Source organism: Haliscomenobacter sp. (assembly GCF_041740695.1).
In the GTDB taxonomy this organism is placed as follows: Bacteria; Bacteroidota; Bacteroidia; order Chitinophagales; family Saprospiraceae; genus Haliscomenobacter.
The window spans coordinates 1-14337 of sequence record NZ_JBGSLK010000095.1; the positions used below are offsets into that span (position 1 = coordinate 1).

12 protein-coding genes are annotated in these 14337 nt (G+C 46.9%); 9 read left to right on the forward strand and 3 right to left on the reverse strand.

The window, feature by feature from the left end:
* Positions 1-72: 72 nt before the first annotated feature.
* Positions 73-780 carry a DUF4197 domain-containing protein gene (locus tag ACEW9O_RS19095; protein WP_373551791.1) on the reverse strand — a complete coding sequence of 236 codons (708 nt, stop codon included), beginning with the start codon at positions 778-780 and terminating at the stop codon, positions 73-75.
* Between the two features lie 292 nt (positions 781-1072).
* Here ACEW9O_RS19095 and ACEW9O_RS19100 point away from each other — a divergent pair, with 292 nt between their 5' ends.
* The 7 genes from ACEW9O_RS19100 (at position 1073) to ACEW9O_RS19130 (ending at position 8477) form a co-directional block, all read left to right on the forward strand.
* Positions 1073-3451, forward strand: coding sequence for a carboxypeptidase-like regulatory domain-containing protein (locus ACEW9O_RS19100; protein WP_373551792.1), 2379 nt, complete (start codon positions 1073-1075; stop codon positions 3449-3451).
* 194 nt (positions 3452-3645) lie between these two features.
* Positions 3646-4722 (forward strand): sensor histidine kinase, encoded by a 1077-nt coding sequence (locus ACEW9O_RS19105; protein ID WP_373551793.1) that lies wholly within the window; start codon positions 3646-3648, stop codon positions 4720-4722.
* 191 nt (positions 4723-4913) lie between these two features.
* Positions 4914-5342 (forward strand): DUF2141 domain-containing protein, encoded by a 429-nt coding sequence (locus ACEW9O_RS19110; protein ID WP_373551794.1) that lies wholly within the window; start codon positions 4914-4916, stop codon positions 5340-5342.
* A 193-nt stretch (positions 5343-5535) separates the two neighbouring features.
* Positions 5536-6114: an RNA polymerase sigma factor gene (locus ACEW9O_RS19115; RefSeq protein ID WP_373551795.1), complete on the forward strand. Its 579-nt coding sequence runs from the start codon at positions 5536-5538 to the stop codon at positions 6112-6114.
* 8 nt (positions 6115-6122) lie between these two features.
* Positions 6123-6416 carry a hypothetical protein gene (locus ACEW9O_RS19120; RefSeq protein WP_373551796.1) on the forward strand — a complete coding sequence of 98 codons (294 nt, stop codon included), beginning with the start codon at positions 6123-6125 and terminating at the stop codon, positions 6414-6416.
* 31 nt (positions 6417-6447) lie between these two features.
* Complete coding sequence (locus tag ACEW9O_RS19125) at positions 6448-7299, forward strand: mechanosensitive ion channel domain-containing protein (protein WP_373551797.1); 852 nt, start codon at positions 6448-6450, stop codon at positions 7297-7299.
* A gap of 143 nt (positions 7300-7442) precedes the next feature.
* Positions 7443-8477 carry a DUF3078 domain-containing protein gene (locus tag ACEW9O_RS19130; protein ID WP_373551798.1) on the forward strand — a complete coding sequence of 345 codons (1035 nt, stop codon included), beginning with the start codon at positions 7443-7445 and terminating at the stop codon, positions 8475-8477.
* A gap of 409 nt (positions 8478-8886) precedes the next feature.
* On the opposite strand, the gene ACEW9O_RS19135 is transcribed toward ACEW9O_RS19130, so the two are convergent.
* Complete coding sequence (locus ACEW9O_RS19135) at positions 8887-9426, reverse strand: fasciclin domain-containing protein (RefSeq protein WP_373551802.1); 540 nt, start codon at positions 9424-9426, stop codon at positions 8887-8889.
* Positions 9427-9579: 153 nt separating this feature from the next.
* Here ACEW9O_RS19135 and ACEW9O_RS19140 point away from each other — a divergent pair, with 153 nt between their 5' ends.
* On the forward strand, positions 9580-10497 hold the full coding sequence (locus ACEW9O_RS19140; protein ID WP_373551799.1) for an LpxD N-terminal domain-containing protein: 918 nt from the start codon (positions 9580-9582) through the stop codon (positions 10495-10497).
* A 140-nt stretch (positions 10498-10637) separates the two neighbouring features.
* Here the strand turns inward: ACEW9O_RS19140 and ACEW9O_RS19145 are convergent, their stop codons facing one another.
* Positions 10638-11378 carry a hypothetical protein gene (locus ACEW9O_RS19145; RefSeq protein ID WP_373551800.1) on the reverse strand — a complete coding sequence of 247 codons (741 nt, stop codon included), beginning with the start codon at positions 11376-11378 and terminating at the stop codon, positions 10638-10640.
* 340 nt (positions 11379-11718) lie between these two features.
* On the opposite strand from ACEW9O_RS19145, the gene ACEW9O_RS19150 reads away from it, so the two are divergent.
* Entirely contained in the window at positions 11719-14157 is a 2439-nt protein-coding gene (locus tag ACEW9O_RS19150; RefSeq protein WP_373551801.1) for an ABC transporter permease, read from the forward strand.
* Positions 14158-14337 lie beyond the last annotated feature (180 nt).

The window sequence follows — 14337 nt, forward strand, 5'->3', positions numbered from 1 at the left end:
GGCAACCGGTCGCTGAGCGTAGTCGAAGCGCCGGTTGCCGAGCGAAGCCGAGGCATCAACCCCTCAACAAAGTTACTTCTTGTCTTGTTTAGCAAAAACTTTGCGCAACAAGTCGCTCGTCCGAGCCGAGACATTGGTGCGGATGTTTTGCTCTTCTTTGGCCACCATGCCAAACATCCCTTTCAGCGCTTCGCGGGTAACATAATCACCTAAATCGGGGTTGGCTTTGTTGATCAGCGGGATTTTATTGTACACCGCAACTGCATCCGACCACACTTTACGGGCCTGGAATTTATCCAGCGATTCAATGATGACGGGGTTGAATTCCTGGTACAATTGTTCGTTGGTCTTTTGTTGCAGGTATTGCGTAGCAGCGTCGGATTGTCCCATCAGGATATTCAAGGCGTCACTAAAGGTCATTTCAGTGATGGCTGACACAAAAATCGGCTTGGCTTTTTTGGCGGCATCTTCGGCACCCCGGTTGATTTTTTCCAAAATCACATTTTCCAAATCCGAAAATCCAGGTACGTTTTTCAACTTGGCGGTGATTTTGCGTGCTTCTTCCGGCAAGAGAATTTTATAAGGGCTTTTGAAGTAGCCATCGATCTGCGAAAGTGCATCAGAGCCTTTGCCGATGCCGATTTCCAGCGCTGACTTCAAGCCGGAGCCAATTTCAGCGGTGGTGGGTTCGGAATACACCGAAGTAACTAGGTTGGACAGGGTGTCACAGGAGCTGGCCAACAGGGCAATACTCAGTACAAACAAGGTTCTTTTGATCATTTTCTTTGGTTTTTTGAATAGAAAAAATCCTTTATAACAAGTACAAAGATTGTAATGCTCTAATAATGGTTGTTTGTGGGGAAAATTGTGTTTTGCCCCAAAAATGGCCTTCTGCCTTAACAACTCAGCTATTCAATCCTACAATTCACTCCATGCAAAGTACAACTGGGCACAAAACGCTGGTTTGTGGCCCTGCATTCTGCCATTTTTGTAGCGTATTCAGCCACGGGTGTATCCCAAATGCTGTCTACTTCCCGACACCGACTTACACCAACACAAACCTATACTCATTATGAAGGCTCTTAAACACTCGACAGTTTTTTTAATCCTTTGCCTTTTTGGCATATCTGTTACGGCTCAAAACAGCCAGACGGTAAAAGGGACCATTTACGACAAGCAATCCGAACAAGCCCTGATTGGCGTAACCATTGAACTGCTCAATTCCGAACCAACCCAAGGTGCAGTAACGGATCTGGATGGCAAATTCAGCATCGAAGCCGTACCTCTGGGGCGTCAGGCATTTCGGGTCAGCTACCTGGGTTACAACAGCATCACGGTACCCAACGTACTGGTTTCGGCTGGTAAAGAAGTAGTGCTCGAACTCAGTTTGGAAGAAGCCATCGTCAAAATGGATGAGGTGGTGATCACCGCCGCTGTCAACAAAGACAAAGCCAACAACGATATGGCCAGCGTCAGTGCCCGCTCTTTTAATGTGGAAGAAGTGAACCGCTTTTCGGGTGGCCGCAATGACGTTGCCCGCCTGGCCGGAAGTTTTGCCGGGGTAGCCGCTGCCAACGATTCGCGCAACGACATCGTCATTCGGGGCAACTCACCCACGGGCTTATTGTGGCGGTTAGAGGGCGTACCAATTCCCAACCCAAACCACTTTTCTACCTCTGGTACCACGGGTGGCCCGGTAAGCGCCATCAACCCCAACCTGCTGCGAAGTTCTGATTTTTTCACCTCGGCTTTCCCTTCCGAGTATGGCAATGCCATGTCGGGGGTGTTTGACTTGGGTTTCCGCAGTGGCAACTCAGACAAAGCCGAATACACCTTACAGTTAGCCGCCTTTAGTGGTTTGGAAGCCATGGCGGAAGGCCCTTTGAGCAAAAAGCACAATTCATCCTACATCGTCAGTGTGCGCAACTCCTTTGTACAATTGGCCGATGTGGTAGGCATACCTGTGGGTACGGCAGCGATCCCGAATTACCGCGATGTGTCCTTCAAGTTTGATTTACCCAACAGCAAGATTGGCAAGTTTTCCATCTTTGGAATTGGAGCCAGCAGCAACATCGACTTTTTGGGCAAAGACATTGATGACGACGATTTGTTTGCTGAAACGGGCAAGGATTCCTACGTGAAATCTCGCCTAGGCATTTTGGGCCTGCGCCACAACATCGTGGTGGGTAAAAATGCTTACTGGCGCACTGTTGCCTCCTGGTCTACGTCAGGCAACCTTTATGATGAATACCAGTTGCCTAATGATGAAGTTCCGGAGCGCCGCCAGATCGTAGAAGTCGATGACCGGACGGACACCTGGTCTTTGTCTTCTTACTACAACCAAAAATTCAATGCACGCTTTACGTTGCGCACCGGGATTTTGGCACAAATTTATGACGTAGCTACCCGGGTATTGGATCGGGAAGATACCCCCAACTGGCAAACCGTGCGTGATTTTGACGGTGGCATGGGGCTATGGCAGGCTTTTGCGCAAGGCCAATTCAAATTGGGGCAAAAACTGACTTTGAACGCGGGTTTGCATGGCCAATTGTTTGACTACAACAATACTGCAGCTCTCGAGCCTCGCCTCGCGTTGAGCTGGCAATTGGCGCCGAGTCAGACCTTGACCCTCGGTTATGGTTTGCACAACCAAACCCAACCACTACCCGTATTTTTCTTCCGCGAAGAAACCAGTCCGGGGGTATTTGTGCCCTCCAATGAAGACCTCGACTTTACCAGGGCCAACCATTTTGTACTGGCTTACGACCAAAAAATTGGTACTGATTGGCGGGTAAAAGCCGAAACGTACTACCAAACCCTGGATAAAGTACCCGTGGAGGCTAACCCCAGCAGTTTTTCCTTGCTGAATGCTGGCGCGGACTTTGTATTCCCAGAGGCAAGTAATCTGGTGAACGAAGGTACCGGACAGAATTACGGGGTAGAGCTGACCATCGAGAAATTTTTCAGCAGAGGTTACTACACCTTGGTCACTGGCTCGGTATTTGATTCGAAATACAAAGGTAGCGATGGCATTGAGCGAAATACAGCCTTCAACAATGGCTATATTTTGAATGTTCTAGCGGGAAAGGAGTTCCGTTTTGGCAAAGGGGGTAAAAACGCCTTTACTTTTGACACCAAGTTCACCACGGCTGGTGGGCGCAATTATACGCCGATCAACCTGGAAGTTTCACGAGCAGTGGGTGAAGAAGTCTTGTATGAAGATCGTGCTTTTAGCGAACGTTACGAACCATACCTGCGCTGGGATGTTAAATTCGGCTACCGGGTGAACAGTAAGAAGAAAAACGTTTCCCAGCAGTTTTTTATGGATTTTCAGAATGTTACTGGCAAACAAAATATCTTTAGCCGGAGGTTCAATACCCGGACGAATGAAATCAACGATGTATACCAATCGGGGTTTTTCCCGGATATTATGTATCGGATGCAGTTCTAATTTGAAGAACACAAAGAGAAATTATTCATCAAGAATGCCTAAAGCGACATTTTTTTAGCACAAAGAAAAAAACAAGGGCACAAAGGACACAAAGTTAGAAGTTGACGGTTCTTTGTGTTCTTTGTGTTCTTTGTGCCCCTTTGTGTTTTCTTTGTGCTAAAATGTGTCGCTTTGAGATTGAAACCAGTGTTATCATGACGCCCAAAAAAGGCAGAAAACTGAGCAATCGCGAACTATTTGGATTTGACGACCGTTGGGCGATTGTCATTACTGTGCCCATTCTGGGTGCAATTCTGCCTTTTTTGTTGTTCAAAGATTATACTTTTACTACTCTTCAAGAGTTTTCGATCAATTGGGCAATGTCTTGTACCTATACCATCAGTTACTGGATGGCGGTAAGGACGGTGATTGCCCGCAAACGGATTCGTTATCCACATCCGAGCCAAATTGGGAAGCGGATTGGCTTTTCCATTTTGTTGATTGGTGGTTCCTACATTGTCCTAAACTTTCTGCTGGATATCGTGCACCATTGGGCCACGGCGCATACGAATCATCCCAAACCCTCGGAATTGACCACCAATTTGATTTCCATTTTCCTGATTGTCCTTTTTTGGTCCATTTACGAAAGCATCTACATGTACCACCGCTGGAAAGATTCGCTCAATGAAGCCGAGCGACTCAAGCGGGAATTTGTACAAGCTCAACTAGATGGCCTCAAAAACCAGGTCAATCCGCATTTTTTGTTCAACAGCCTGAATACACTGGTGTACATCATCCCAGAAAACCCGGACAAAGCGGTGGAGTTTGTACAAAAACTGGCCAAAGTGTACCGCTACATCCTCGAAATCCAGGAGCGTCGCTTGATCCCGCTGTGGGAAGAAATGGAGTTTTTGGAATCCTTTATGTTTTTGCACAAAGAGCGTTTTTGTGACAACCTACGCCTCAGCATCGACATACCCAAGGCGGACCGGAATTACCTGATCGTGCCCCTGTCGCTGCAATTGCTATTTGAAAATGCGATCAAACACAACATCATTTCGCGGGAAAAACCGCTGAGCATCTCCCTAAAAATTGAATCTGGAAAACGCCTGGTGATACGCAATACCTTGCAACTGCGCTCCAACCCCGAACCTGGCACCCAAACTGGTTTGTCCAACATCAAAAACCGCTACGAATACTTCAGCGATCAACCCGTGTTGGTGGAACAAACCGAGCAGGAATTTATCGTGAGTATACCCCTGATTCAGGAGGCAATCATTGCCACAGCATAACCATTTGTACATTTTTGCGTTGTAATGCTCAGGTGTCCCTTAGGTTTCTTTAGTTTCTTAGGTGGTAAATTTATACCCTGCTGCGCAGGTTTTTTCTTTTTCACCACCTAAGAAACTAAAGAAACCTAAGAGACATCTAAGAAAGATGCGCCTCTGGCGCTAAGTAGCATTGTGTATTTCAACAGTAGATGATGAACATCCTTTTTATACTTTTCCTCAACTTCGTTCAGGCTGAACAAAAAGGCACCCTGACGGTCAAAGTACTAAATGTGCTGCAAACCCAAGGCAGCATTCGGATGGCGGTGTACAACAACGAAAAATCTTTTCCCAGCGAATCACAATCTTTTCGCGGCGGGGCTTTGCCTCTGAGACCTGGCATCAATACCCTACTTACCTGCGATCAACTCCCCTTTGGCAACTACGCAGTGGCTGTTTACCACGATCTGAACAACAATGGAAAAATGGACAAAAATGCGCTGGGTATTCCTACTGAACCCTACGCTTTTTCGAACAACATAAAAGTGAAATGGCGGGCACCAAAATTTCAGGAAGCAGTGTTCGGATTTGATTCAAGGCATCAGGAGATCACGGTGGAGCTCAAGCGTTGGTCGGCGCAGTAATAATCAATTGTTGTACCAACGTTAAAATAACAAGCGCAGCCTAAAAGGTGGAAATGTACCTACTTCCTTATATTTTAGTTAAAAATTTTAAGATTTTTCAGATTCATAGCGTACCTTTTTTCAGTTCTTCACGTCTAAAATTACAAATCACGGTTTTTGTTTATCTTCGCAGGTGAATCAACACCTAAGAAAATTGAGTGCTGTTACTTGTAACAAAGAAATGCGGGATTTTGAAGTGATCCATGTTTACCTGCAAACCCAGGCAAACCCCTGTTTCACTTTGTTGTACAATCGTTATGTGAGTAAGGTGTATGCAAAGTGTATCTCTATCCTCAAAAATGAGGCATTGGCCCACGACGCTACCCAGGAGATCTTCCTGAAGATCTTCCTCAACCTTGCTAAATTTGGGGAAAAAGCGCAGTTTTCCACCTGGGTGTATTCCATAACGTACAACTTTTGCATCGATTATTTGCGGAGAAATAAGAAACACGGTGAGCTATTTAGCGACGACATCGAAAAAGCACCCGACACTGCAGACGAGGTGCCTGATGAGGCTTTGCTTCAACTAGAAGTCGACACATTGCGCAAGGTATTGGACGAAATTCCTACTCCTGATCGAATTATCCTCTTGATGAAATACCAGGATGACATGCAGATCAAGGACATTGCTGAAATTTTGAATAAAACCGAAAGCGCAGTGAAAATGCAAATAAAACGTGCCAAAGAAAAGGCCCAAAAGGTCAAGGAAGATCTGATGCCGGCCACAAACTAATTCGGCTTATGAATCCTAATAACTTCCAACGGATGCTCGAAGAAGACGTCGAGCGCATCGAACCCGCAAAATACGAACGCATTGTCAGCAGTGTGTGGGGTAATCTCGGTTTCTTGCGAATGCTCGGCGACGTCGCCGACCTGTACATGTCCCAAATGGTGGGGGTCATGGTCCTGGCGGCAGGCGGTAACGACCCCGACGGCTCCCAAAATCCCAACCACATTCCACCCAACACCCCCGATCGCCCGGACAACCACGGACCCGCTGGAGTAGGCCCGCAAAGTCCTGAAATCACTCGATAATCCATAAATCCTTCAACCCAACCCATTTATTATGAACCTTTTTTTACTAAACATCACCGACTGGTTCAACAACCTTTACAACAAGTATCAGCCCATGTTTGACCAGTTCTTCATGGGCTTGATCGCTTTTGTGCCCAAATTCGTTGGCGCTTTGCTGCTTTTGTTTTTGGGTTGGTTTTTAGGTAGAATGATTGCGCGCTTTTTCCAGAAATTGTTGGAGCGCATTGGTGCCGATAAATTGGGGGATCGACTCAATCAAATTGATTTTATCGCTCGTTCTCCGGTGAAGCTTAAACCTTCCACCATGGTAGGTAAGTTTTTGTATTACGTGATTTTTATTTTCTTCTTTATGGCGGCCACCGATACCCTGGGCATCACGGCAGTATCGGAAATGATCAGCAAAATTTTTGAATATCTGCCACGCATCCTCTCCGCCTTAGTGGTTTTTGTGATTGGCATCCTGTTTGCTGATATGCTCAAAAAGCTGGTGCATACCGCTTGTATTTCGCTCAATATTCCGGCAGGAGGATTGATTGCCAATTTTGTTTTTTACTTCGTTTTCATCAACGTGGCCATGATCACCTTATCGCAGGCGGGTATCGATACCAACTTTATCCAGGATAACCTTTCCATCATTTTAGCGGGTATTGTGGGCGCTTTTGCCGTGGGTTACGGCTATGCTTCGCGGCCTTTGGTCGGCAATTTACTGGCATCTTATTACAACAAAAGTAAAGTAAAGGTAGGTGACCTCATTTCCATCGACGGAGTGAAAGGTAAAATCGTTGCGATGGACAATTCCACAATGACCCTCGATGCCGATGACCGCAAAATAATAGTACCGCTCAACAAACTGTCCAGCGAGAAATACGAGATATTCAAGTAGGGGAAAGCGTAAGGCTTGTCCCTACTTGAAATACAACACACAAGTAGGGGAAAGCGCAAGGCTTGTCCCTACTTGAAATACAACACACAAGTAGCGGCAAGGCTTGCCCCTACGACACATTAAAACACTTCCAAACGACAACAATGAAACAACCATTACGCTACAAACTGCTTTTTCTGTTTGTATGGGTTGCCTTTGCCAGTTATGGACAAGAAGCAGCCGTGAAAGACACTTCTTACTGGAAAAGTGGCGCTGGTTTGGCGCTGGCTTTTGACCAGTTGCTCAACATCAATCCTCGGCAGGGTGCAGCCCAAGATCGCCTGGGATTTGGTGGAGGCATCAACTTATTCGGGAATTACCAAAAAGGACGGATTGCCTGGAGCAACCTAGGCCAATGGAACTTTGGCGTACAACGCCTGGGCACTGGAGTAGTGCGCATCAACAACACTGCTGCGAACGTGCCTTTCCAAAAATCGCTGGATGAATTGGTGGTGAGCTCAAAAATCGGCTTTAAAACCGCTGAAAAATCCAAGGTGTTTTATGCCGCTGACTTCAACTTTTTGAGCCAACTGACGCCCACTTACCAGGGGGGCAGCAGTTTCCCCGGGCTTTTCCTCAACAATGTAGAAGGTTCTTCCCGTTTGGCGCAACTGTTTTCGCCAGCGATCATCAACCTTGCCTTGGGGGTCGATTACAAACCTAGCGCCAAGTTTTCGTTTTTCTATTCCCCCTTGGGTGCCAAGTGGGTGATTGTAAGCAGCGATGCCATTGCCTTACGTGGGGTTCACGGCAACCCGGTGACCAAAAATGCCCAGGGCAACATCACTGCTGCCGAAAATGTGGATGCGCAACTGGGTAGCCAACTGCGGGCAGTGTACACCAGCAAATTTTTGGGCGATAAACTGGCCTACACCTCCAATCTTTTGTTGTTCAGCAATTATCTGAACAAGCCCCAAAACGTGGATATGGATTGGCGCAACAGCTTGTCTTGGACGCTGTTCAAAAACTTCCAATTGGGCTTATTGGTCAATTTCTTCTACGACGACGACATGAACATGTTTACCTCCGATTTCAACGCCATCAACGGCATTGAGGTGGATGGTGGCGGCAAACCCGTAACAGGGCCTCGGCTGAGTGTTACCCAACAGTTGTTGTTGAAGTACGCCATAACGTTTTGAGGAACGGAAATAAAATAAAGTAAACACTTGACGGGCTCTTTTTTGATTTTGCAGCGTTACTCGTCAGTTGCGTAGTTCACTATGCGCCTTCCTCGCGCCTTGCCAAATCAAAAAATAGCTCAGTCAACTCGTTTACTTTATTTCATTTCCGTTCCTAAGTAAAACAGGCTTTTGGTTAAACAAGAAAAGTCCGACTGGCATTGCGCTGGTCGGACTTTTTCATTGGTCGTTTTCTCAAAAAAAACAGGCACATTTATTCATAAAGCTCAACGTAGAAAAGAGAAGTATGGTAAAGAGAAAATCAAAAATGCTCAGGCTACGCAGTTCCTAAAAACCTCGTATCCTGAGCTTACATATCTTCAACCTTCACGAGGAAGATTGCAGAATGCTAAATGAAAGTTCCCCCTATTTACATTTTAGGCAACAACACTGCATCGATGGAGTGAATCACGCCATTGGATTGGTACACATCATACGTGTTGACGTTGGCCATCCCGCCGTTTTCATCCATGATTTGAATGTTGTGCATGCCATTCATTTTTAGTTGGAGCTTACCACCACTCACCGTGCTGAGGGTAGTATTGCCCTTTTTGATCATTTTGGACAGTGCTTTAAAATCGTACTTGCCCGACACCACATGGTAGGTGAGCACTCCGGTAAGCGATTTTTTGTTTTCTGGCTTCAACAGGGTTTCAACCGTGCCCGCTGGCAGGTTTTCAAAAGCATCATTTACTGGAGCAAATACGGTGAAAGGACCAGCACCTTTCAGAGTTTCTACCAAACCTGCAGCACCTACGGCAGCAACCAGGGTGGTATGGGCTTTGGATTTTACCGCATTTTCTACCACGTTTTTGTTCGGGTACATTGGCTCACCACCAACGTCTACCGTTTGGGCATTCAAAGAAAAGTTCACACAAACAAATGCCAGGGCCAATGTGGCCAGTTTCATACTGTTTTTCATGGTTTCAAAAAAGTTATCGGGTGATTTTGTAAATCAGTTACAGGAGATATTACGGAGCAGGTTCGGGAATTGGATTTTGAATCCTGAAAAAAATTTATTCTTTTTTGATTTTCTTTGCAGCTATAGTTCAAAATACAATCCATGACTTTCGACCAACCCATTCCAATCCAGGAAATAGCCCAAAAGATCAATGCCGAAATTATTGGTGATGCCACGGCCATTGCCACCGGCATCAACGAAATCCACCAGGTACGCCCCGGCGACATCACCTTTGTAGATGTAAAAAAATACTTCGATAAATCGCTGAGTTCGGCTGCCACTTTTGTGATCTTGAATGAACGGGTGGAAGCTCCAGTGGGTAAAACCCTATTGCTCTGTGCGGATCCTTTTGCGGCCTACAACAGCATTGTGCTGGAACACCGGCCCTATCAACACCTGCAAAACAGCATCAGCCCCTTGGCCGAAATTCATCCAAGTGCCATCATTGAGCCCAATGTAGTGATCGGGCCTTATGTGAAAATCGGCGCCAACAGCCACATCATGGCCAATGTCACCATTGCAGAATACACGCTGATTGGTGAGGAAGTGATCGTTCAACCCGGCGCGATCATTGGCACTGAAGCGTTTTATTTCAAACGTAGCGCCGAAGGTTTTTTCAAATGGCGCTCGGGAGGCCGGGTGATTTTGGAAGATCGGGTGGATGTAGGCGCAGGTTGTACCCTCAACAAAGGTGTTTCCGGCGATACGCTGATTGGAGCTGGTACCAAACTGGATAGCCAGGTACACATTGGCCACGATGTAGTGGTGGGCCAACGGTGCCTGTTCGCTGCTCAGGTTGGTATTGGGGGCAATTGTGTGATTGGCGACGATGTGATCTTGTACGGCCAGGTCGGCATTGCTCAAAACCTGCACATTGGAAATAAAGTAGTGGTTTTGGCGAAAAGTGGGGTCTCCAAGGATTTAGAAGAAGGAAAAGTTTACTTTGGGTATCCGGCGCAGGAGGCTAGAACAGCCTATAAAGAGTTGGCGATGCTCAGGAGGATTACCAATGAAAAATGAAACAAAGGCATAATTCTGAGGTGATTCCTTGGGTGCCTTAGGTTTCTTAGGTGGTGAAATATTATCCTGCTTCGCAGGTTTTTTCTTCTTCACCACCTAAGAAACCTAAGACACCTAAGGAATCACCTCAGAAGTTGATATTACAAGCGGACTGAGAACTCAAACTCCCGTGTAGTGCCATCCGTGTACTGCACCTTGTACTTGTAGGCCATTTTCCGCAGGTCTTTACCTTTTAGCTTTTTCTGAAAAGCTGCGAAGCCCTCATAATCGTACATTTTCCGACCATCCGAAGACATTTGGTAAAATTCCGCCGCCGTATAGATTTTTTCATGCTTCAGGTAAACGGGCTCGGCTTTACGGCCTGCCAGCGTAGCAATTCTCGATAAAGTCAGCTGTTGGAGGGTTTTGCTGGAATCCACACTGGCACCTACGAAGGTGGATTGGGGCAAAGCTTGTACTTCCAGACCTTCGGGGTGTTGGTGGTAATAAGCTTGGACGGTAGTTGTCCAGGCTTCGTCTTTATCCCCTGGGCCAGGAATCGCGATTCCTATGCTTGCGTTGTGCAGCAAAATGTAGGTGTTCAGGATGTCGTGCCGCTTTAGGGCCAGGCCTTTGTCTGGAGTGGCCTCCAGCATGTGGCTGTGAACTTCGACCTCGGTCAAATGTTGCCCCATCGATACCTGTTCCAAATCAAGCACCAGCTCCTGGCCATCCATCCTGTTTTTGACCACGGCCCCCGTGCCCGTAAGTCGAAAAATGGCTGAGTCGATGGCGGCAGGGTGTAAGTTCTGCAATTGTACACGCAATTCTCCCTCTTGAGCATTGAGGTAGATGGATTCGTACTGCTCAGCGCAGAACACGAGCATTAAGGACAATGTCATGGACATTGCCAAAGTTGTAGGTTTTATCATGGCAGAGTAAAAAGGACTAAGAGCTTGGCTAACAAAAAATTAAACAGGCTCTATTGGTTTTTAAAAAGGACTGAATAACTAACTATTAAACCTGCCAAATTTATTTCTGTTTGCGAGAAAGGGCACTGATTTTTGTCACTGTAAATGGAGGGCAGTTCAATCTGAACTTCTACTTGTCCATCCCCGTACAAAAAATGTCCATTATCGAACGGCTCTTTTGATTTTTACAATTTCAACATACTAAAAATCAACATCTTAATTTTTTGGCATGCCTTATGCGCAGTACATTTGAACCAACGCACAAATGGCCATGCTGCGCAGCTACCTCAAAATTGCCTGGAGAAACCTCCTCAAAAACAAAACCTTTAGTCTGATCAATATTTTTGGATTGGCGGTAGGATTGGCTTGTTTCATCCTGATCGCCTTGTACGTGGTGGATGAAATGAGTTACGAGCGCTTTTATCCCGACGCGGCCCGCACCTATCGGGTGCATTCCAACATTCGGTTTGGGGGTACGGATCTGGATCTAGCAACCTGCTCCGATCCTTTTGGCGCTACGCTGAAAAAAGACTACCCGGAGGTAGAACAGTTCGTACGTTTTTACGCCAGTGATGGACGCAAGTTCATCAAACGCGGCACCGAAACCATCATCGAAAACCGCGTAGCCCACGTGGATTCCACCTATTTTGATGTGTTCCCGCGTCCCATTTTGGCGGGCAATGCAAAAACGGCGCTGAACGAGCCCAATACTGTGGCCATCAGCGAATCGGCGGCGCAAAAATACTTCCGTACCAATGATGCCCTGGGCAAAACCCTGGAAGTAGGCATCAATGAAAAAACCCAATACAAAGTAACGGCTATATATGCCGATATGCCGAGCAACTCCCATTTTCATTTCGATTTTTTGTTTTCGATGGACAATGTCACGGATTACACCTTTGGCAACTACTTGAGTCACAATTTTCAGACTTACGTGCGCCTACGCGAGGGTGCCGACCCACAGGCGCTGGAAGCCAAGTTTCCTGACCTCATCAATCGCTACATTCTGCCACAGGCTGGACGGTTTATGGAGATCAAAAGTATGGCCGACTTTGAAAAATCGGGCAATAAAATTGGCTATACCCTCATGCCTGTCACCGACATCCACCTGTATTCGGATCGCATGGCCGAACTGGCAGTCAATGGCAATATTCAGTACGTGTACGTGTTTGGCATTGTTGCCCTCTTTTTGCTGACGATAGCCTGCATCAACTTTATGAACCTGAGTACTGCCCGCTCGGCCAACCGCGCCAAAGAAGTGGGCATTCGCAAGGTGATGGGCACCGAGCGCAGTACTTTGATGGGGCAGTTTATGGCCGAGTCTACACTCACCAGTTGTTTGGCTTTTGTTTTTGCGCTGCTCCTGGCTGCGATTGCTTTGCCGTACTTTAACGAGTTGGCCGCCAAGGAGTTTAAACTCGCTACTTTTTTTCAATCTCGCTATTTGCCTTTTTTATTGTCCTTGCCCTTGATTGTGGGTGTTTTGGCGGGGTATTATCCGGCATTTTTTCTGTCATCCTTTCGCCCAATTGAAGTGCTCAAGGGCAAGTTCAATGCGGGTAGTGCCAAAAGTAGTTTTCGCAATGCCCTGGTGACGGTGCAGTTTTCCATCTCGCTGTTGCTCATCATTGCGACGGTGATTGTGTACAAACAGTTGAATTACATCCAAAGCAAAAACCTGGGATTCAACAAGGATCAGGTGCTGGTCATCAATGCCACTTCCGGTTTGCAAGACAACAAGGAGGCCTTCAAAAATGAGATCAAACAAATGACGGGCGTAAAAGCAGCCTGTTACGCCGGGTACCTGCCCGTGTCCAACTCCTCGCGCTCCGACAATACGTTTTCCAAGGAAGCCATCATGGGTGCCGAAACGGGCTTCAACATGCAGGTCTGGAACATCGACTACGATTATATCCCTACCCTGGGTATGGAAATGGCCAAAGGACGCAACTTTTCCTCCAGTTTTGGCTCGGATTCCACCAGTATCATCGTCAACGAAACGGTAGCGAATATGCTGGGTTATCCCGACCCCATTGGCAAAAAACTCTACTCCACGACGGGGCCTTCCGGTGAAGACATCATTGCTTATACCATCGTGGGCGTGGTTAAAAATTTCCATTACGAATCCATGCGCGAAAATGTAGGCCCGCTGGCCATGCGGCTGGGTTTCAACCGTTGGGAAACGGCCTTCCGGGTCAACATGAGCGAGGCACCCAATTTGATCGCCCAGATTGAGTCCAAATGGAAGGCACTGGCCCCTGCCATGCCTTTCCGCTACCAATTCCTCGACGAGGCGTTCGACGAAATGTACCGTGCTGAACAACGCATTGGTCAGGTGGCACTCTGCTTTGCCTTTTTGACCATCCTGATTGCTTGTCTGGGTCTATTTGGGTTGGTGACCTACATGACCGAGCAACGCACCAAAGAAATTGGCATCCGCAAGGTGTTGGGTGCTTCGGTGGCGGGCATCACCACCTTATTGGCCAAAGATTTTCTGCGCCTCGTGCTGCTGGCCATCCTGATTGCCTCGCCCTTGGCTTGGTACGTGATGAAACAGTGGTTGGCCAATTTTGCCTTCCGCATCAACATAGAATGGTGGATGTTTGTGGGTGCCGGGGTACTGGCGGTATTGATCGCGTTTTTGACGATTGGTTGGCAGAGTATGCGGGCGGCGCTGGCGAACCCGATCAAGTCTTTGCGGAGTGAATAAGCAAATAGACTAATACTTTTTACTCATACATTTTTCATGCGAATAATGGGTTGGGGGGCTAAAGCCCCCGAAGGTTATGCTTCGGTATCCCAAGGCAAAAAACACAGAGATAGCAAACATAGCGATTAGTTGATATTTTTGTAGTTCTCAAGCTATAAAACATTAACTATGAAAGAGCTA

Coding starts and splice junctions, on each gene's coding strand:
- ACEW9O_RS19095 (WP_373551791.1), bottom strand. CDS start 780: ATGATCAAAAGAACCTTGTTTGTACTGAGTATTGCCCTGTTGGCCAGC.
- ACEW9O_RS19100 (WP_373551792.1), top strand. CDS start 1,073: ATGAAGGCTCTTAAACACTCGACAGTTTTTTTAATCCTTTGCCTTTTT.
- ACEW9O_RS19105 (WP_373551793.1), top strand. CDS start 3,646: ATGACGCCCAAAAAAGGCAGAAAACTGAGCAATCGCGAACTATTTGGA.
- ACEW9O_RS19110 (WP_373551794.1), top strand. CDS start 4,914: ATGAACATCCTTTTTATACTTTTCCTCAACTTCGTTCAGGCTGAACAA.
- ACEW9O_RS19120 (WP_373551796.1), top strand. CDS start 6,123: ATGAATCCTAATAACTTCCAACGGATGCTCGAAGAAGACGTCGAGCGC.
- ACEW9O_RS19125 (WP_373551797.1), top strand. CDS start 6,448: ATGAACCTTTTTTTACTAAACATCACCGACTGGTTCAACAACCTTTAC.
- ACEW9O_RS19130 (WP_373551798.1), top strand. CDS start 7,443: ATGAAACAACCATTACGCTACAAACTGCTTTTTCTGTTTGTATGGGTT.
- ACEW9O_RS19135 (WP_373551802.1), bottom strand. CDS start 9,426: ATGAAACTGGCCACATTGGCCCTGGCATTTGTTTGTGTGAACTTTTCT.
- ACEW9O_RS19140 (WP_373551799.1), top strand. CDS start 9,580: ATGACTTTCGACCAACCCATTCCAATCCAGGAAATAGCCCAAAAGATC.
- ACEW9O_RS19145 (WP_373551800.1), bottom strand. CDS start 11,378: ATGACATTGTCCTTAATGCTCGTGTTCTGCGCTGAGCAGTACGAATCC.
- ACEW9O_RS19150 (WP_373551801.1), top strand. CDS start 11,719: ATGCTGCGCAGCTACCTCAAAATTGCCTGGAGAAACCTCCTCAAAAAC.